This is a genomic window from Micromonospora sp. NPDC049060 (assembly GCF_040649055.1).
Classification (GTDB): domain Bacteria; phylum Actinomycetota; class Actinomycetes; order Mycobacteriales; family Micromonosporaceae; genus Micromonospora; species Micromonospora reichwaldensis.
In genome coordinates this window covers 100,487-119,708 of record NZ_JBEZEV010000010.1, presented here as the reverse complement: position 1 = coordinate 119,708, position 19,222 = coordinate 100,487, and the positions used below count along the sequence as shown (strand labels likewise).

General features: G+C 74.4%; 15 protein-coding genes. 11 read left to right on the top strand and 4 right to left on the bottom strand.

Annotated elements, in window-relative coordinates; translation table 11 throughout:
• Positions 1 to 93: 93 nt before the first annotated feature.
• From AB0B83_RS07305 to AB0B83_RS07295, 3 genes are all read right to left on the bottom strand, one after another.
• Entirely contained in the window at positions 94 to 1,398 is a 1,305-nt protein-coding gene (locus AB0B83_RS07305; protein ID WP_327031166.1) for a dicarboxylate/amino acid:cation symporter, read from the bottom strand.
• A gap of 262 nt (positions 1,399 to 1,660) precedes the next feature.
• Positions 1,661 to 2,296: a DUF998 domain-containing protein gene (locus AB0B83_RS07300; RefSeq protein WP_357577421.1), complete on the bottom strand. Its 636-nt coding sequence runs from the start codon at positions 2,294 to 2,296 to the stop codon at positions 1,661 to 1,663.
• Positions 2,289 to 3,254: a glutathione S-transferase C-terminal domain-containing protein gene (locus AB0B83_RS07295; RefSeq protein ID WP_357577420.1), complete on the bottom strand. Its 966-nt coding sequence runs from the start codon at positions 3,252 to 3,254 to the stop codon at positions 2,289 to 2,291. The genes AB0B83_RS07300 and AB0B83_RS07295 overlap by 8 nt, the downstream gene beginning before the upstream one ends.
• Before the next feature lie 106 nt (positions 3,255 to 3,360).
• Here AB0B83_RS07295 and pcaF point away from each other — a divergent pair, with 106 nt between their 5' ends.
• From pcaF to AB0B83_RS07250, 9 genes are all read left to right on the top strand, one after another.
• A complete protein-coding gene (gene pcaF / locus AB0B83_RS07290; protein ID WP_357577419.1) occupies positions 3,361 to 4,566 on the top strand; it encodes a 3-oxoadipyl-CoA thiolase in 1,206 nt (401 codons plus the stop codon).
• A gap of 305 nt (positions 4,567 to 4,871) precedes the next feature.
• Complete coding sequence (locus tag AB0B83_RS07285; RefSeq protein ID WP_357577418.1) at positions 4,872 to 5,690, top strand: SAM-dependent methyltransferase; 819 nt, start codon at positions 4,872 to 4,874, stop codon at positions 5,688 to 5,690.
• Between the two features lie 4 nt (positions 5,691 to 5,694).
• Complete coding sequence (locus tag AB0B83_RS07280; RefSeq protein WP_357577417.1) at positions 5,695 to 7,869, top strand: EAL domain-containing protein; 2,175 nt, start codon at positions 5,695 to 5,697, stop codon at positions 7,867 to 7,869.
• A complete protein-coding gene (locus AB0B83_RS07275; RefSeq protein ID WP_151456927.1) occupies positions 7,866 to 8,366 on the top strand; it encodes a DUF456 domain-containing protein in 501 nt (166 codons plus the stop codon). The genes AB0B83_RS07280 and AB0B83_RS07275 overlap by 4 nt, the downstream gene beginning before the upstream one ends.
• A 586-nt stretch (positions 8,367 to 8,952) precedes the next feature.
• Positions 8,953 to 10,314, top strand: a complete 1,362-nt coding sequence (locus AB0B83_RS07270; RefSeq protein WP_357577416.1) for a glutamine synthetase family protein — start codon at positions 8,953 to 8,955, stop codon at positions 10,312 to 10,314.
• A gap of 19 nt (positions 10,315 to 10,333) precedes the next feature.
• Positions 10,334 to 11,689 carry an aldehyde dehydrogenase family protein gene (locus tag AB0B83_RS07265; protein WP_357577415.1) on the top strand — a complete coding sequence of 452 codons (1,356 nt, stop codon included), beginning with the start codon at positions 10,334 to 10,336 and terminating at the stop codon, positions 11,687 to 11,689.
• A 4-nt stretch (positions 11,690 to 11,693) separates the two neighbouring features.
• On the top strand, positions 11,694 to 12,461 hold the full coding sequence (locus AB0B83_RS07260; protein WP_327030800.1) for a 3-oxoacyl-ACP reductase: 768 nt from the start codon (positions 11,694 to 11,696) through the stop codon (positions 12,459 to 12,461).
• Positions 12,458 to 13,171, top strand: a complete 714-nt coding sequence (locus AB0B83_RS07255; RefSeq protein WP_357577414.1) for a gamma-glutamyl-gamma-aminobutyrate hydrolase family protein — start codon at positions 12,458 to 12,460, stop codon at positions 13,169 to 13,171. Before AB0B83_RS07260 ends, AB0B83_RS07255 begins: the two co-directional genes overlap by 4 nt.
• A 318-nt stretch (positions 13,172 to 13,489) precedes the next feature.
• On the top strand, positions 13,490 to 17,158 hold the full coding sequence (locus AB0B83_RS07250) for a SpoIIE family protein phosphatase (protein WP_357577413.1): 3,669 nt from the start codon (positions 13,490 to 13,492) through the stop codon (positions 17,156 to 17,158).
• Between the two features lie 56 nt (positions 17,159 to 17,214).
• On the opposite strand, the gene AB0B83_RS07245 is transcribed toward AB0B83_RS07250, so the two are convergent.
• Positions 17,215 to 17,532, bottom strand: coding sequence for an STAS domain-containing protein (locus AB0B83_RS07245; RefSeq protein WP_357577412.1), 318 nt, complete (start codon positions 17,530 to 17,532; stop codon positions 17,215 to 17,217).
• 95 nt (positions 17,533 to 17,627) lie between these two features.
• Between AB0B83_RS07245 and map the strand changes: the two genes are divergently transcribed.
• The gene (gene map / locus AB0B83_RS07240) at positions 17,628 to 18,485 is read left to right on the top strand and encodes a type I methionyl aminopeptidase (RefSeq protein WP_357577411.1); all 858 of its coding nucleotides are present in this window, start codon (positions 17,628 to 17,630) and stop codon (positions 18,483 to 18,485) included.
• On the top strand, positions 18,482 to 19,198 hold the full coding sequence (locus tag AB0B83_RS07235) for a VIT1/CCC1 transporter family protein (RefSeq protein ID WP_357577410.1): 717 nt from the start codon (positions 18,482 to 18,484) through the stop codon (positions 19,196 to 19,198). Before map ends, AB0B83_RS07235 begins: the two co-directional genes overlap by 4 nt.
• Positions 19,199 to 19,222 lie beyond the last annotated feature (24 nt).

The window sequence follows — 19,222 nt, the reverse complement described above, 5'->3', positions numbered from 1 at the left end:
TCTTCGGCGGCTTCTACTTCTGGTGGCCGAAGATGACCGGGCGGCTGCTCGACGAGCGGCTCGGCACGGCCGCCCGGGGCGCGCCGGGGTGGCTCAGGCCGGGACGGGGCTCAGTTCCTCAGCGCGGCGCGGGCCGTCGCCGTCGGCGTCCGCCGGGGCGAGCGGCGACCGCCGGCCCGCCGAGTCGTACGCGGCCCGGTCCAGGGTGCCCTCGCGGGCGGCGACGATCGTCGGCACCAGTGCCTGGCCGGCGACGTTGGTGGCGGTGCGGATCATGTCCAGGATCGGGTCGATCGCCAGCAGCAGACCGGCGCCGGCCAGCGGCAGGCCCAGCGTGCTCAGCGTCAGGGTGAGCATCACGATCGCACCGGTCAGGCCGGCGGTGGCCGCCGAACCGACCACCGAGACGAAGGCGATCAGCAGGTAGTCGGTGACGCCGAGGTCCACCCCGAAGACCTGGGCGACGAAGATCGCGGCCAGCGCCGGGTAGATCGCCGCGCAGCCGTCCATCTTCGTGGTGGCGCCGAACGGCACCGCGAAGGAGGCGTACTCGCGGGGGACGCCGAGGCGCTCGACCGAGCGCTGGGTCACGGGCATCGTGCCCACCGAGGAGCGGGAGACGAAGGCCAGCTCGATCGCGGGCCAGGCGCCGGCGAAGAAGCGCACCGGGTTGAGCCGTCCGGCGCCCACCAGCAGCAGCGGGTAGACCACGAAGAGCACGATCGCGCAGCCGACGTAGACGGCGGTGGTGAACTTGGCGAGCGGGGCCACCAGGTCCCAGCCGTACGAGGCGACGGCGTTGCCGATCAGGCCGAGGGTGCCGATCGGGGCGAGCCGGATGACCCACCACAGGGCCTTCTGGACGATCTCCAGCAGCGCGCGGTTGATCGCCACGAACGGCTCCGCGGGCTCGCCGACCAGCAGCGCCGCCGCGCCGACGACGAGGGCCAGGAAGACGATCTGGAGCACGTTGCCGTCGACGAACGCGCCGACCGGGTTGGTCGGCACGATGCCGGTGAGGAAGTCGGTCCACGAGCCGGTCCGCGTGGGCGCGGTGGCACCGGCGGTGTCGAGGGTGACGCCGCGGCCCGGGTCGGTGAGCAGGCCGAGGCCGATGCCGACGCCCACCGCGATCAGCGCGGTGACGCCGAACCAGAGCAGGGTCTTCAGGGCCAGCCGGGCGGCGTTGGCCACCCCGCGCAGGCTGACCACGCTGACCACGATGGCGGTGAAGACCAGCGGCGGCACGGCCAGCTTGAGCAGCTGGACGAAGAGGCCGCCGACGGTGTCGAGGGTGCTGGTGAGCCAGCTCAGGTCGTTGGCGCGGGCGAGGAAGCCGAGCGCCACGCCGAGGACGAGGCCGAGCAGGATCTGCACGGAGAAGGGGATCTTGCGCAGGGCGGAAGCCATGAGGGTGTGTCCCAGGGTCTGGAGGTCGGAACGGGGCAGCGTCAGGAGAGCGGCTGCGCCGGACAGACGCCGCTGGCCTGCAGTCGGAGGTCGACATACAGGCGCACGGTCAGGTGCCAGACGTTGGTCATCGCCGCCGAGGATAACGCCGGCCGTCGATGCTGCGGAAGGAGTCCCCGCGGTGACGCTCCTTACGACAGGTGCACGAAGGGGCCGATGCCCCATCTCCGGCGTCCCGAGGTGCCCCGGCTCACCGGCGGAGGGCGACGGCGGTCGCGGCGGCCGTGCCCCACAGGACGGCCACCAGCAGCAGCAGCCGCTCCAGGACGGCGATCAGGCCGCCGCGCCCCACGAAGAGCATGGCCACGGCGGTCGCGCCCGCCAGCGGCAGGGCGGCCGCCAGGGCCACCGCGGCCAGCCGGCGCAGCGCCGACGGCGCGGCCCGGGTGAGCATGACCGCCAGCATGGCGAGGACCACCGCGGCCACCGCGAGGATGCTCGCCGCGCCGTGCACCAGGTCCGCCGTGGTCGCCCGCTCGAACGGCGGCAGCGGGCAGCCGGCGCTGCACGTCACCGCCCCGGAGACCAGCGCGAAGACGCTCCCGGCCGCGAGCAGGCCGGCCGCCGCCCGCAGCACCGGGGGCAGCGCCGCCGCGAGCAGCAGCAACCCGGCCGCCAGGGCGAAGACCCCGATCCGGTACGCCGGGGCGTACGCGCTGTCGGTGACGCCCGCCTCGCTGACGTACCCGGTCAGGCCCGGCCCTGGACCGGCGACCACGGCGACGGTCACCGCGACCGCGCCCGCGACGATGCAGGCGGCGGCGGCCGACGCGGCGGCGGCCCGGGGCGGGGCGGTACGCGGGTCGGCCCGGCGCGGCTCAGCCACGCCCGTGCGGCGTGGTCCAGCCGGAGGTGTCGGGGCCGAGCGGGACGATCCCCGTCGGGTTGATCGCCGCGTGGGTGCCGTAGTAGTGCCGCTTGATGTGGTCGAAGTCGACCGTCTCGCCGAAGCCCGGCGTCTGGAACAGGTCCCGCGCGTACGCCCAGAGCACCGGCAGTTCGGTGAGCTTCTGCCGGTTGCACTTGAAGTGTCCGTGGTATGCCACGTCGAAGCGGACCAGGGTGGTGAAGAGCCGCACGTCGGCCTCGGTGATCGCGTCGCCCATCAGGTAGCGCCGGCCCGCCAGCCGCTCGGAGAGCGCGTCGAGCCGGGCGAACAGCGCCGTGAACGCCTCGTCGTACGCGGCCTGCGAGGTGGCGAAGCCGCACCGGTAGACCCCGTTGTTGACGTCCCGGTGGATCTCCGCCATCAGCGCGTCGATCTCCGGGCGGAGTTCGACCGGGTAGAGGTCCGGCGCCCCCGGCCCGTGCAGGCCCCGCCACTCGGTGGACAGGTCCAGGGTGAGCTGCGGATAGTCGTTCGTGACCACCCGGCCGGTGCGGGTGTCGACAAGCGCCGGCACCGTGACCCGCCCGGTGTAGTCGGGGTCCGTGGCCAGGTACGCCTCGGAGAGGAAGCCGATGCCGAGCACCGGGTCGAACCCGTCCGGGTCGAGGGCGAACCGCCAGCCCCGCTCGTCGCGGATCGGATCGACCGTGCCGAGGGAGATCGCGTCCGCCAGGCCGAGCAGGCCGCGTACGATCCGGGCCCGGTGCGCCCACGGGCAGGCCCGGCACCAGATCAGCCGGTAGCGGCCCGCCTCCAGCGGCCACCGGCCCTGCGCGTCCGGCCCGCCGCCGGGCGGGGAGTCGGAGTCCGGGGTGACCCGACCGGTGAACCGGTTGGGCTGGCGGACGAACTCGCCGCCGCCACTGGTCTCTGCGCTGAACTGGGCCCGGGCCATGCCGCCAACCTATCCGCTGCGCGCGCGGATATCCTGGCGGCCGGGCGTCCCCGCGACCCGGAACCGCCCGCCCCCGCCCCTTCCCACCCCCCGAAGGATCGCGCTGATGACCGTGGCATACCTGGTGGCCGGTGTCCGCACCCCGATCGGCCGCTACGCCGGCGCCCTCGCCGGCGTCCGCCCCGACGACCTGGCCGCGCACGTGATCCGCGAGCTGGTCGCCCGACACCCGTCGGTGGACTGGGCGCGGGTGGACGACGTGATCCTGGGCTGCGCCAACCAGGCCGGCGAGGACAACCGCAACGTGGCCCGGATGGCGGCGCTGCTCGGCGGGCTGCCCGAGGAGGTGCCCGGCAGCACGGTCAACCGGCTCTGCGGCTCCGGCCTGGACGCCCTCGCCACCGCGGCCCGCTCCGTCGTGGCCGGCGAGGCGGACCTCGTGGTGGCCGGCGGGGTGGAGAGCATGAGCCGCGCCCCGTTCGTGATGCCGAAGGCGGCCACCCCGTTCTCCCGCACCGCCGAGGTCTACGACACCACAATCGGCTGGCGGCTGGTCAACCCGCTGATGGAGAAGCACTGGGGCATCGACTCCATGCCGGAGACGGCGGAGAACGTCGCCGCCGCGTACGGCGTCGGCCGTGCCGAGCAGGACGAGTTCGCGTACCGGTCGCAGCAGCGGGCCGCGAAGGCGCAGGCCGACGGCCGCTTCGCCGAGGAGATCGTCGGAGTGACCGTGCCGGCGGGGCGGCGCGAGACCAAGCTCGTCGAGGTCGACGAGCACCCCCGGGAGACCTCGCTGGAGAAGCTCGCCGCGCTGCCCACCCCGTTCCGCGAGGGCGGCACGGTGACCGCCGGCAACTCCTCGGGCGTCAACGACGGCGCGGTGGCGCTGCTGGTCGCCTCCGAGGCCGCCGTGGCCCGCTACGGCCTGACCCCGCTGGCCCGGGTCGCCGGCGCCGCCGCGGCCGGCGTACCGCCGCGGGTGATGGGCGTCGGGCCGGTGCCGGCCACCCGGAAGCTGCTCGACCGCCTCGGCCTCGGCCTCGACGCGGTCGACGTGATCGAGCTCAACGAGGCGTTCGCCGCGCAGTCCGTCGCGGTGCTGCGCGAGCTGGGCCTGCCGACCGACGCCGAGCACGTCAACCCGAACGGCGGGGCGATCGCGCTCGGGCACCCGCTCGGCGCCAGCGGCGCCCGGCTGGCGCTGACGGCCGCGCTGGAGCTGCGCCGCCGGGGCGGCCGGCGGGCGTTGGCCACCATGTGCGTCGGCGTGGGGCAGGGCATCTCGCTGCTGCTGGAGTCCGCCGGCTGACCCGGGGGCCGGCCAGAGCTGCCGCCGCCGTCCGCCCGGTCCGGGGCTCCCATGCCGTGGGCGACGAAGGCCCTCACCGACGAAGGCTCGTCACCGGCGGGGGCGGAGCCGTGCCGGCGGGCGGGTCCGTGACGGACATCCGACGGGCCGACGAAGTGGGTCATGGGACCTCCCGGAGCCGGCAGTACGCGGCCTAGAGTGGTGAGCACCACACGACCCGCGGGTCGGCCGGTGCCTCGCGTACCCCCACGTGACCGCGGCACCGGCTCCCTCCCGCACCGCGGCGACGACCATGAGGTGCAGCAGTGCAGATGCCGGACGGACTTCCCGCCGAGATCGACCTCACCCGGCCGAGCGCGGCCCGGGTGTACGACTACTTCCTCGGCGGGGCGCACAACTTCGAGATCGACCGGCAGCTCGCCGAGCAGATCGCCGCCATGACCCCGAACCTGGCGGCGACCATGCGCGCCGGCCGGGAGTTCCTGCGTCGCGCCGTACGCACGCTGCTCGACGCCGGCATCGACCAGTTCCTCGACATCGGCTCCGGCATCCCCACCGTGGGCAACGTGCACGAGGTCGCCCAGACGGCCAATCCGAAGGCCCGGGTGGTCTACGTGGACATCGACCCGGTCGCGGTGGCGCACAGCCGGGAGCTGCTCGCCGGCGACGAGCTGACCGGGGTGATCCACGGCGACCTGCGGGAGCCGGAGCGGATCCTGGCCGCAGCCCGTGACCTCGGGCTGCTCGACTTCAGCCGGCCGCTGGGCATCCTGCTCGCCGGGGTGGTGCACTTCGTCCGGGACGCCGACCGCCCCGGCGAGATCCTGGCCACCCTCCGGGCCGCCGCGGCCCCGGGCAGCCACCTGGTCGTCTCACACTCCACGTTCGAGGACCAGCCGCAGGAGATGCTCGACGCGCAGCGCCTCTCGGCGCGTACCGACACCGAGATCACGCTGCGCTCCCGGGCCGAGGTGACGAGCTTCTTCGGCGACTGGACGCTCCTGGAGCCGGGTGTGGTGCACATGCCGCTGTGGCGCCCCGACTCGCCCTCCGACGTCGACGAGCACCCGGAGCGGTTCGGCGCCTTCGGCGGCGTCGCCCGGTACGACCAGCCCACCACCTGAGCCCATGGCCGCCGTCCCGGAGCCCGGCGGCGACGACCTCAGCCGGTCGGGCGCCCAGTGGTACGCGGCCGAGTGGGCCAGGGCGGTGCGCCGGCTCGGTTTCGTGCCGCTCAGCGCGGCGGAGACCGAGCGCCTGCTGCACCTGCACACGGTCCGGCTGGCCCAGGCCCTGCTCGCCGAGCCCTTCTCGCCCCTGCCGGCCGAGGAGGTCGGGCGCGCGCTGGTCGAGGAGCACCTGACCGAGCCCCGGGTGCTCGACTGGTCGGTGCGGGCCCTCGGCGACCGGTTCGCCGCCCGGGTGGTGCCGGGCCGGGCCGACCGGGACGGGACGACGCAACGGGTCGCGGCGTTGCAGGGCGGACTCGCCGCCGGCTTCGCCCGTGCCCTGCGCGACCGCACCTTCGCGCAGCAGGAGCGGATCGCCCGCTCGGCGTGGCAGGCCCGCGACGACGTGGAGCAGGCCCTGCGCGACAGCGAGGCCCGGTTCCGGGCCGTCTTCGTGGGGGCGGCCACGGGGATCGGCATCGCCGGTGTCGACGGCCAGATCATCGACGTCAACCAGGCGTTCGCGGACATGCTCGGCTACTCCATCGAGGAGCTGCGCGAGACCAACGTGGCCGCGCTGTTCCACGCCGACGACGCGGCCGGGATGTGGGAGCTCTACCAGGAGCTGATCGAGGGCAAGCAGGACCGGGCCCGGGTGGAGAAGCGCTACTACCGCAAGGACGGCAGCGTGGTCTGGACGGACCTGTCCGTCTCGCTGATCCGCCACGACGACGGCCGGCCCCGGTTCACCGTCGCGATGATCGAGGACATCACCGAGCGGCACGAACTCCAGCAGCGGCTGCGCTTCCAGGCGCTGCACGACCCGCTCACCGGCCTGCCCAACCGGACCCTGTTCTTCGAGACGCTGGGCCGGGTCTTCGACGTCGCCGACGCGGCCCGACGGGTCGGGGTCTGCTTCCTCGACCTGGACGGCTTCAAGGCGATCAACGACAGCCTCGGCCACGACCTCGGCGACCGGCTGCTCGTGGTGATCGCCAAGCGGCTGGCCGACTGCGTCGCGGGCCGCGGCCACCTCGTCGCCCGGATGGGCGGGGACGAGTTCGTCATCCTGGTCGACGACGGCGCCGGGATCGACGACGCGGTGGGTGTCGCCGAGCTGGCCCTGGCGGCGGTCTCCGCCCCGGTCCGCATCGGCGAGCAGCAGCTCGCGGTGTCGGCGAGCGTCGGGATCGTCGAGTGCCCGGTCGGCGGGACGAGCGCCTCGGAGCTGATGAAGGCCGCCGACACCACGCTCTACTGGGCGAAGGCGGAGGGCCGGGGCCGGTGGGCGGTCTACGACCCGGAGCGCGGCGCCCGGGACATCGCCCGTTCCGCCCTGGCCGCCGGGCTGCCGGCGGCGCTGGACCGGGGCGAGTTCGTCGTGCACTACCAGCCGATCGTGTCCCTGGTCGAGGGCTCGATGCTGGCCGTGGAGGCGCTGGTCCGGTGGCAGCACCCGGAGCTGGGGCTGATCGGGCCGGACCGGTTCATCGGGCTCGCCGAGGAGACCGGCCTCATCGTCCGGCTCGGCGAGTGGGTGCTGCGGCAGGCCTGCCGGGACGCGGAGGCGTGGCGGCGCGAGTTCCCCCGGGCGCAGCTGGTGGTCAGCGTCAACCTGGCCGCCCGGCAGGCCGACGACCCAGGGATCGTGGACACCGTGGCCGACGCGCTGGCCTCCACCGGGCTGCCGGCGGATCTGCTGCAACTGGAGCTGACGGAGAGCGCGGTGATGGGCACCGCCGGGGAGCCGCTGCGGTCGCTGCACCGGCTGGCCGCCCTCGGCGTACGGATGGCGATCGACGACTTCGGCACCGGCTACTCCAACCTGGCGTACCTGCGCCGGCTGCCGATCCACTGCCTCAAGCTGGCCGGGCCGTTCGTCGAGGGCATCCGGGGTGAGGACGTCGAGGCGGTGCCCGACCACCGGGACGAACGGATCGTGGACGCGTTGGTGCGGCTGGCGCACGCGCTGGAGCTGTGGGTGACCGCCGAGGCGGTGGAGACCGGGGTACAGGCCGAGCGGCTGCGCGCGCTGCGCTGCGACACCGGGCAGGGCCGGTTCTTCGGCCCGCCCGCACCGGCGGCGGAGATCACCGCCCGGCTACGCGACGACGACCGGGGAGCGACGGCATGAGCCTGACGGACAGCGAGGCGGCGGTCGCCGTACTCGCCGGGTTGGCGATCCTCGCCGGGCTCGCCGGGGTGGTGGTGCCCGGCCTGCCGGCGCTGCCGCTGTGCTGGGGCGGGGTGCTGGTCTGGGCGATCTTCGGCGGTGCCGGGCCCGGCCGCTGGGCGGTGCTCGCCGCCGCGACCGTGGTCGCCGCGGGCGGCACCGTCGTCAAGTACGCCTGGCCGGGGCGGAACCTGAAACGCACCGGGGTGCCCACCTCGTCGCTGCTCGCCGGTGGGCTGCTGGGCCTGGTCGGCTTCTTCGTGGTCCCGGTGATCGGGCTGGTGCTCGGCTTCGTCGGCGGGGTGTGGGCGGCGGAGCGGCTGCGGCTGGGCGACTCCCGGCTGGCCTGGCCGGCGACGAAGCAGGCGGTCGCGGCGGCCGGCCTGTCCATGCTCGTCGAGTTCCTCGCCGGCCTGCTCGTCGCCGCGCTCTGGGTCGCCGGGCTGCTGCTCACCTGAGCAGACGCGGGCGGCCGCGCCGGATCGGACCGGTGCGTGCCGCTTGCTCCGACGGAATCGGTGCGGTGTAGTGCGGATCGGACCGGTGCGGGCCGGGCCGGTCGCTCGGTTCGAGCCGATGCGGGTGCGGTGCGGGCGGCGCGGGGCGGGCGTCGGGTACGGCGCAGCGCCGTACGGTGAGAGAGAGGTGACGTGCCCCGCGCCGCCGCGTGCCGGGCGGTCCGAGCGCCCGGCGGTGGCCCGTCGCGATCGGGCCTGGTCACGGGCTCAAGCATGCGGTCCACGAGCCGGCGCGGCAAGGTAATTTGCCCGGCTCGGCCGGCCTGCCCACCCGCAGCGCCGGCCTGCCGGCCGGGGCCGCCGTGTGCCGTCTGGCACCCTGTCGAGCTGCCCCACCGCACGGGGCAGCTCGACAGGGGGCCGGTCGGACAGGGCGGGCGGCAAGGGCGGACGGACAGAGGCAGGGCGCAAGGGCGGGCGCTGCGAGGCGGGCCCGGGTGCGTTCCGGGGCGGTTGCCGGGATGCCTGGCGGGGCATTGACGGTCGACCGGTTCAGCCAGTAGACCTTGGTGATGGAGGCCCGCCGATGAGGAAAGCTCCGCTCACGTTGGAACAGCTGCGGGTCGCCGTCGCAGAGGGCGAGATCGACACCGTGGTGCTGGCCCTGGTCGACATGCAGGGCCGGTTGCAGGGCAAGCGGTTCCACGCGCCCTACTTTCTCGACCAGGTGGCCGCGCACGGCAGCGAGGGCTGCAACTACCTGCTCGCCGTCGACGTCGACATGAACACCGTAGACGGGTACGCGATGTCGAGCTGGGAACGCGGCTACGGCGACTTCGCCATGGTGCCGGACTTCGACACCCTGCGCCGGGTGCCCTGGCAGCCGGGCAGCGCGCTGCTCCTGGCCGACCTGGCCTGGCTGGACGGGGCCCCGGTGGTCGCCTCGCCCCGGCAGATCCTGCGCCGGCAGCTCGACCGGCTGGCCGCGCACGGGCTGACCGCGTACGCCGGCACCGAGCTGGAGTTCGTGCTGTTCCGGGACTCGTACGAGGAAGCCTGGCAGCGCGGCTACCGGGACCTGACCCCGGCCAACCAGTACAACGTGGACTACTCCCTGCTCGGCACCGCCCGGGTGGAGCCGCTGCTGCGCCGCATCCGGCGGGAGATGGCCGGGGCGGGGCTCACCCCGGAGAGCGCGAAGGGGGAGTGCAACCTCGGCCAGCACGAGATCGCCTTCCGTTACGACGAGGCGGTGGCCTGCGCCGACCACCACGTGATCTACAAGAACGGGGCGAAGGAGATCGCCGCCCAGGAGGGCATGTCGATCACCTTCATGGCGAAGCCGAACGCGCGCGAGGGCAACTCCTGCCACATCCACTTCTCGCTGCGCGACGCCGACGGCCGCTCGGCGATGCTCGGCGACGGGCCGGCGCACCTGTCGACGACCGGGCAGCGGGTGCTGGCCGGGCTGCTGGCCACGATGCGTGAGTTCAGCCTCCTGTTTGCCCCGAACATCAACTCGTACAAGCGCTACCAGCCCGGGTCGTTCGCCCCCACCGCGCTGCGCTGGGGCACGGACAACCGCACCTGCGCGTTGCGGCTGGTCGGGCACGGCCAGGGCATGCGGGTGGAGAACCGGGTGCCGGGGGCGGACGTGAACCCGTACCTGGCGATCGCGGCCCTCGTCGCCGGCGCGGTGCACGGCATCGAGCGCGAGCTGGAACTGGGCGAGGAGTGCACCGGCAACGCGTACGACGATCCGGCCGCCGAACGGGTCCCCGGCACGCTCCGCGACGCCCTGGCCCTCTGGGAGGGCTCGACGGTGGCCGCCGAGGCGTTCGGTGACGAGGTGACGGCCCACTACGCCAACCAGGCGCGCATCGAGCTGACGGCCTTCGACGCCGCCGTGACGGACTGGGAGCTGATCCGTGGCTTCGAACGCCTCTGACGGAGGGGAGGGGCCGGGCTTGAGTGAGGTGGTGGATCCGGCCACCGGGGAGGTCGTCGGGTTCGTGCCCGCCACGTCGGTCGGGGAGGCCGATGCGGCGATCGCGCGGGCGGACGCGGCCTTCCGGCGCTGGCGGGCGGTGGCGCCGGGGGACCGGGCGCGGGTGTTGCGGCGGTTCGCGGCGGTGGTCGACGCGCACCTGGAGGAGCTGGCGCGGCTGGAGGTGCGCAACTCCGGGCACACCATCGGCAACGCGCGGTGGGAGGCGGGCAACGTCCGCGACGTCCTCGACTACTACGCGGGCGCGCCCGAGCGGCTGACGGGGCGGCAGATCCCGGTGCCGGGCGGGCTGGACGTGACGTTCCACGAGCCGCTCGGCGTGGTCGGGGTGATCGTGCCGTGGAACTTCCCGATGCCCATCGCCGCCTGGGGCTTCGCGCCGGCGCTCGCGGCCGGCAACACGGTGGTGCTCAAGCCCGCCGAGCTGACCCCGCTGACGGCGCTGCGCCTGGCGGAGCTGGCGCGTGAGGCGGGCGTGCCCGACGACGTGTTCACCGTGCTGCCGGGCGCCGGGTCCGTGGTGGGGGAGCGCTTCGTCACCCATCCCGCCGTCCGCAAGGTCTGCTTCACCGGTTCCACGGAGGTGGGCACCCGGATCATGGCCGGCTGCGCCGCGCAGGTGAAGCGGCTGACCCTGGAGCTGGGCGGCAAGAGCGCCAACCTCGTCTTCGCCGACGCGGACCTGGAGCGGGCGGCGGCCACCGCCCCGTACGCCGTCTTCGACAACGCCGGCCAGGACTGCTGCGCCCGGTCGCGGATCCTGGTCCAGCGGCCGGTGTACGACCGGTTCCTGGAGCTGCTCGAACCGGCGGTGCGCGCGCTGCGGGTGGAGGACCCGGCCCGGGACACGGCCGAGATGGGCCCGTTGATCTCCGCCGCCCAGCGGGACCGGGTGGCCGGGTACGTCGACGGGGCGAAGGTCGCCTTCACCGGCTCCCGCCCCGACGGCCCCGGCTTCTGGTACGCCCCGACGGTGCTGCTCGCCGACTCGACGGCGGACCGGCACTGGCGCGAGGAGATCTTCGGCCCGGTCGTCTCGGTGCTCCCGTTCGACGACGAGGCCGACGCGATCCGCCTCGCCAACGACACCGAGTACGGCCTCTCCGGCTCGGTCTGGACCCGGGACGTGGGCCGGGCGGTGCGGGTGGCGCGGGCCGTGGAGGCCGGCAACCTCAGCGTCAACTCGCACTCCTCGGTGCGCTACTGGACGCCGTTCGGCGGGATGAAGCGTTCCGGGCTGGGCCGCGAGCTGGGCCCCGACGCGCTGCACGCCTTCACGGACGTCAAGAACGTGTTCATCGCGACGGAGGAGTGATCAGGTGCGGGGTCGACTTGAGGGCCGGGTGGCCGTGGTCACCGGGGCGGGCAGCGGGATCGGGCTGGCCACCGTGCGGCGCTTCGCCGCCGAGGGGGCCCGGGTGGTCTGCGTGGACGTCGACGCGGAGGCGGGTGGGCGGGCCGCCGAGGAGGTCGGCGGCGAGTTCGTCGCCACGGACGTCGCCGACGAGGCGGCCGTACGGGACCTCTTCGACGGCGTGGCCGAGCGGCACGGACGCATCGACGTGGCGTTCAACAACGCCGGCATCTCCCCGCCGGAGGACGACTCCATCCTGACCACGGGGCTGGACGCCTGGGAGCGCGTGCTGCGGGTCAACACCACGAGCGTCTACCTCTGCTGCAAGCACGTCATCCCGCACATGCGCCGGCAGGGCAAGGGCTCGATCATCAACACCGCGTCGTTCGTGGCCCTGATGGGGGCGGCCACCTCGCAGATCGCGTACACGGCGAGCAAGGGCGGGGTGCTGGCGATGACCAGGGAGCTGGGCGTGCAGTTCGCCCGGGAGGGCATCCGCGTCAACGCGCTCTGCCCCGGCCCGGTCGCCACCCCGCTGCTGCTGGAACTCTTCGCCGCCGACCCGGAGCGGGCCGCCCGCCGGCTGGTGCACGTGCCGATGGGGCGGTTCGGCGAGCCGGAGGAGATCGCCGCCGCGGTGGCGTTCCTGGCCAGCGACGACTCGTCCTTCATGACCGCCGCGCAGTTCGTCGTGGACGGCGGCATCACCGGCGCGTACGTCACTCCGCTGTGAACCGGCCACTGATCGGGATCACCGCGTACGTCGAGCCGGTCGGTTGGGGGGTGTGGCGGGACGTGCCGGCGGTGCTGCTGCCCGAGGCGTACGTCCGGGCGGTCACCGCGGCCGGGGGCCGGGCGGTGGTGCTGCCCCCGGACGACCGCGACGCGGACGTGCTGCGGGTGCTCGACGGGCTGGTCCTGGCCGGCGGCGCGGACGTCGACCCGGCCCGGTACGGCCAGCCGCCGGCGCCCCGCACCGAGAGCCGGCCCGGCCGCGACGCGGGCGAGCTGGCCCTGCTCACCGCGGCGCTCGACACCGACCTGCCGGTCCTCGGGGTCTGCCGGGGGATGCAACTGCTCGCCGTCGCCGCCGGTGGGGCGCTGCACCAGCACCTGCCGGACCTGGTGGGGCACGACCTGCACCGCCCCGCCCCCGGCGTCTACGGCGGGCACGGCGTGCGGTTCGCCCCGGCCAGCCTGGCCGCGACGGTGATGGCCGGGGTGGACCGGGTCAACTCCTACCACCACCAGGCGGTGGCCGACCCGGGCCGGCTGGCGGTGACCGGCTGGTCCGACGACGGGGTGGTCGAGGCGGTCGAGGATCCGCACCGGCCCTTCCTGCTGGGCGTGCAGTGGCACCCGGAGAACGAGCCCGATCCGCGACCGATCGCCGCCCTGGTGCGGGCCGCCCGGGAAGGCCGGGTCGGCCCGGCGCGCCGGTGACACACTCCCCGCCACCGCTGCGGCGGGCGGGTGGGGTGTCGCACATCACAGTCGCCTCCCGGGGTGGCTCCCACCCGGGGCCGTATCGTCCCGTGCACGGGACTGACATGCGGCGCTGGTCCAGATTCGGGTGACCAGCCGTCCTGTGTGGACCCGGCCCCGCGACGCCGCGGTCAGGGGGTGCCGGCCCGGTGCGGCGGACGTGAACAGCGCACGCCGGGCGGTATGCGTTACGTTGCTCGTCCGTCGGGGTACCAAGCGGGGCACGGCCGGTCGGATCACCGGGCCGAGGCGGTGACGGCCGGAGCGGGAGGAACTATGAGCTCGGCCCAGGGGGGCATGGACGAGGGTTGCCCGTCCGAGGTGGGCCAGGAGGTTGATCTTCCCCCGTTGCTGGCTGCCGCCTTCGCCGGTGGCGGCGAGATGGGCGGGTTGATGGGCAGCCTCGACTGGTCCGCCCACCCGCTCGGCACCCCCGACCGGTGGCCGCCGGCGCTCTGCTCGGCGATCGGCCTGATGCTCGCCTCCAGCGCGCAGATCGTCATGTTCTGGGGCGAGGACGAGCTCGCCTTCTACAACGACGCCTACCGCCCCACGATCGGTGGCAAGCACCCGGACGTGCTGGGCCAGCCGGCCCGCGAGCACTGGGCGGAGACCTGGAGCGTGCTCGGGCCGCTGCTGGAGGGCGTCCGGCGGGACAGCCGGTCGTACCGCGCGCAGGACCACCCCTTCCCGCTCGACCGGCGCGGCTTCCTGGAGGAGACGTACTTCGACGTCTCCTACGACCCGATCCTGGCCGCCGACGGCACCGTCGCCGGCGTCTTCTGCATCGTCAACGAGACCACGGGCCGGGTGGTCGGGGAGCGCCGGCTGCGGCTGCTGGCCGAGCTGGGCACCGACCTGGCCGAGGTGGACAGCCGGCCCGAGCTGGGCAGGGTCGCGGCGGCGGTGCTCGACCGGCACCGGCCGGACGTGCCGTTCTCGCTGGTGTACCTGCCCGACGAGGCCGGGAACCTGGTCCTGACCGGGTGCGGCGGCGTCGGCCCACGGGCGGTCGCCACGCCCCCGCCGGCGCGGCTCGCCGAGGTCACCGTCGCCGGCACCGCCGCCACCGTCGCCGTCACGGACCTGCTCACCGAGGTTCCGGCCGACGCGACCGGTGAGGCGCTGGTGCTGCCGGTCACCGCCGGGAACGAGACAGTGGGCGCGCTGGCCGTCGGCGTCGCCCGCCGACAGCCGCTCACCGACGAGTACCGGGACTTCTTCGACCTGGTCGCCGCGCAGCTCTCCCGGGCCGTCGGGCGGCAGCAGGCGTACGAGCAGGAACGCACCCGCGCCGCCGAGCTGACCGCCCTGGACCGGGCCAAGACCAACTTCTTCGCCAACGTCAGCCACGAGTTCCGCACCCCGCTGACCCTGGTGCTCGGCCCGCTGGAGGACCTGCTGGCCGACCCGGCGCTGCCGGAGGCGTACACCGAACGGCTCACCACCATGCACCGCAACGCGCTGCGGCTGCTCAAGCTGGTCAACACGGTGCTCGACTTCTCCCGGCTGGAGTCCGGGCGGCTGGCCGCCCGCTACCAGCCCACCGACCTCGCCGACTACACCGCCCGCCTGGCCAGCACGTTCCGGTCGGCCACCCAGCGGACCGGGCTGCGCCTGGTCGTGGACTGCCCGCCGCTGCCGGCGCCGGTCTTCGTGGACCGGGACATGTGGGAGAAGGTCGTCCTCAACCTGGTCTCGAACGCGGTGAAGTTCACCTTCGACGGCGAGATCCGGGTGCGGATCCGCGCCGTCGACGGGGCCGCCCGACTGGAGGTCACCGACACCGGCGTCGGCATCGTGCCGGAGGAACTGCCGCAGATCTTCGAGCGCTTCCACCGGGTGCCCGGGGTGCGTTCGCGCAGCCACGAGGGCACCGGGATCGGCCTGGCACTGGTCCGCGAGCTGGTCGAGATGCACGGCGGCGAGGTGGCCGTGCGCAGCCGCGTCGACGAGGGCAGCACGTTCACCGTGACCGTTCCGTTCGGCGCCGGGCACCTGCCGGTCGAGCGGGTCGTCGACGCCGGCCCTCCGGCGCAGGTCGAGCTGGCGCGGGCCGACCTCTACGTCGCGGAGACGGCGCTCTGGACCGGCGCCGCCGGGTCGGCCGACGGTGCCGGCTCGGCCCGGGGGACCGGCGCCGCCGGCCGGATCCTGGTCGCCGACGACAACGCCGACCTGCGCGAGCACGTCACCCGGCTGCTCTCCCCGTCCTGGGAGGTGGTCGCGGTCACCGACGGCGTGGAGGCGCTGCGGCACGCCGTCGACGGCTCGTTCGACCTGGTGCTGACCGACGTGATGATGCCCCGGCTCGACGGGTTCGGGCTGGTGGCCGCGTTGCGCGCGGATCCGCGTACCCGGCACCTGCCGATCGTGCTGCTCTCCGCCCGGGCCGGCTCCGCCGAGGAGGTCGCCGGGCTCGCGGTCGGCGCCGACGACTACCTCACCAAGCCCTTCTCCGGCCAGGAGCTGACCGCCCGGGTACGGGCCAACGTCGAGCTGGGCCAGCTCCGCGGCCAGATCATCCGTGGGCTGAGGGCCCTGGCCGACGCGGCGGTCGCGGTCAACACCGCCCGCTCCACGGCCGACGTGCTCCAGGTCGCCGCGCGGCACGCCCTGAGCCTCGCCGAGGCCGCCCGGGTGGTGGTCTCCGCCACCGGGATGCGCTTCGAGGCCGACGGCGGCGGGCTGGCCTCGATCGAGCCGTCCTTCGTGCTGCCGCTGACCGGCACCACCGGCGAGCGGCTCGGCGAGCTGCGGGTCTGGCGTCCGGACGGCGACGGGACCCACACCGACGAGGCCGCGCTCACCCAGCTCGCCCGGCTGGTCGGCGTGCGGCTGGAGAACGCCCAGCTCTACGAAGCCGAGCACCGCATCGCCACCACGCTCCAGCACAGCCTGCTGCCCCGGTCGCTGCCGCAGCTGCCGGGCGCCCTGGTGGCCAGCCGCTACCTGCCGGGCAGCGCCGACGCGGAGGTCGGCGGGGACTGGTACGACGTCGTCGCGCTCGGCGACGACGAGCTGGTGCTGGCGATCGGCGACGTGGTCGGCAAGGGCGTGCGGGCGGCCGCCGCGATGGGCCAGCTCCGCAACGCGCTGCGGGCGTACGTCCTGGAGGGCTTCGGTCCCGGCGATTCGCTGACCCGGCTCAACCGGCTCGTCGGCACCAACGAGGGCCGCTCCTTCGCGACGGTGTTCTGCCTGTGGTTCAGCCCCCGTACCAGCCGGATGCGGTACGCCAGCGCCGGTCACCCGTCCCCGCTGCTGATCCGGGGAGACGACGTGGCGTTCCTGCACGACCGGGCGCTCGGGCCGCCGGTCGGGGCGATCCCCGACACGGCCTACCGGACGGTCGAGGGGGAGCTGGCCGCCGGGAGCCGGCTGCTGCTCTACACCGACGGGCTGATCGAGGACCGGCAGCTCGGCATCGACGCCGCGCTGGCCACCCTGCGGCAGGACGCGGCCACCCCCGGCGAGCACGTGACCGACCTGATCGACGCCGTGGTGGAGCGGGTCGCCGGGCGGCCGTTGCGCGACGACGTCGCGGTGCTCGCCCTGGAGGCCGCGGAACTCAACCGGTTCGCGCTGCGGCTGCCGGCCGATCCCACCCGGCTCAGCGTGCTGCGCAAGCGGCTGGAGGACTTCCTCGTCGCGCACAAGGTCAGCGAGACGGACCTGTTCGACCTGACCGTCGCCGTCTCCGAGGCGGCCGCCAACGCCATCGAGCACCCGGTCGACCCGGTCGAGCCGACGATCGGCGTCGAGGTGACCATCTCCGACCGGACGGTGGTCGCCACGGTGCGCGACAGCGGCCGGTGGCGGGAGTCGACCGGATCGGGCTTCCGGGGGCGGGGGCTGTCCCTCATCGAGGCGCTGGGGGAGCTGTCGGTGCACCGTACCGCCGAGGGGACCGAGGTGACGCTGCGCCGGCGGCTGGCGGACTGAGCGCGGCCGGCGGTGCTCCGGCGCGCGACCGGCCGTGCGGCGCGGGGCGTGGGGGTTCAGGCCGGGCGGAGCCAGGCCTGGTCGGCCAGGCCGGAGATGTCCAGCACCCGGTGGACCTGCCGCGACGGCAGCACGGTGAGCGCGCCGGGGAGGTGCTGGGCCAGCCGGACCACGGCGTGGATGGCCGCCGAGTCGAAGAAGGTGACCGCCCGCAGGTCGAGCGTCACCCGCTCGGCCGGCTCCCGCAGCGCGGTCTGGAACATGACGTCGGCGGTGGCCATGTCGACCTCGCCGGTGACCAGGACGCGGAGGTGGTCACCGTCGATCTCCGCGCTGGCGGAGAAGACGGGAGACGTGCCGCCCCCTTGATCCACGGAGCCACAATCGCACAGCGGACCGGGCACGGCAACAACCGCTCCGGGCGGGCGGTGGCGGGGGTCACCACCGGGCGCGGCGATAAACTCGCGTCATGACCGTCCGTGCGCCGCTGACCCCCGGCACGCTCACCCCGTTGCGGCCCGTGCCCGCCCACATCGTCCGCCCGGAGTACGTGGGCAAGAAGCGTCCCCTCCAGTGGCGCGGCTCGCACGTGCAGACCCCGGAGACCATCGAGAAGATGCGGGTCGCCGGTCGGCTCGCGGCGCAGGCCACCCAGCTCGCCGGCGAACACTGCAAGCCGGGCGTGAGCACCGACGAGATCGACCGGGTCGTGCACGAGTTCCTCTGCGACCACGGCGCCTACCCGTCGACGCTGGGCTACCGGGGCTTCCCGAAGTCCTGCTGCACCAGCCTCAACGAGGTGATCTGCCACGGCATCCCCGACTCCACCGTGCTCGCCGACGGCGACATCATCAACGTCGACGTGACCGCGTACCTCGACGGGGTGCACGGCGACACGGACGCCACCTTCTGCGTGGGCGAGGTCGACGAGGAGGCCCGGCTGCTGGTCGAGCGCACCCACGAGGCGATGATGCGCGGCATCCGCGCCGTCGCCCCGGGCCGCCAGATCAACGTGATCGGCCGGGTCATCGAGTCGTACGCGAAGCGCTTCGGCTACGGCGTGGTGCGCGACTTCACCGGCCACGGCATCGGCGAGGCGTTCCACAGCGGGCTCTACGTGCCGCACTACGACAGCCCCCGCCCCACGGACGTGATGGAGCCGGGGATGACCTTCACCATCGAGCCGATGATCACCCTCGGCACCCACGAGTACGACATGTGGGACGACGGCTGGACCGTGGTGACGAAGGACCGCAGGTGGACGGCCCAGTTCGAGCACACCATCGTGGTGACCGAGGACGGCCACGAGATCCTCACGCTGCCGTGACGGAGACCCCGGCGGCGCTACGTGAGGCGCACCACGCGGACGTCTCCGGCGGTTGGCTGCGCCCCGCCGTCTTCGGGGCGATGGACGGGTTGGTCACCAACATCGCCCTGATCGCCGGGGTGGCGGGCGGCGGGGTGTCGCCGCGCAGCGTCGTGCTCACCGGCGTGGCCGGCCTGGTGGCCGGCGCCATCTCGATGGGGCTGGGGGAGTACACCAGCGTCCGATCGGCGAACGAGCAGGTCGCGGCCGAGGTCGCCAAGGAGCGTCGCGAGCTGGAGCGGCACCCTGAGGCGGAGGCGCGCGAGCTGGCCGAGGCGTGGGTCGCCCGGGGACTGCCGCCCGACCTGGCCATGGAGGTCGCCCAGGCCGTCCGGCGCAACCCGGAGGAGGCGCTGCGGGTGCACGTCCGGGAGGAGCTCGGCGTCGACCCGGACGAGCAGCCCAGCCCCTGGGCCGCCGCGATCTCGTCGTTCCTGTTCTTCTCGGTCGGGGCGCTGGTGCCGCTGCTGACGTACCTGTTCGGCGCGACGAGCCTGGGGCTGGCGCTCGCGGTCGGCGGGCTCGGGCTCTTCGTGGCCGGGGCGGTGGTCGCCCGGTTCACCGCCCGGCCCTGGTGGTCCGGCGGTCTGCGTCAGCTCCTGCTCGGCGCGGCGGCGGCCGGCGCCACGTATCTCGTCGGCACCCTCATCGGCGTGCAGGGCGGGCTCGGCTGACCGTCCCGCGCCGGCTCTCCCGCC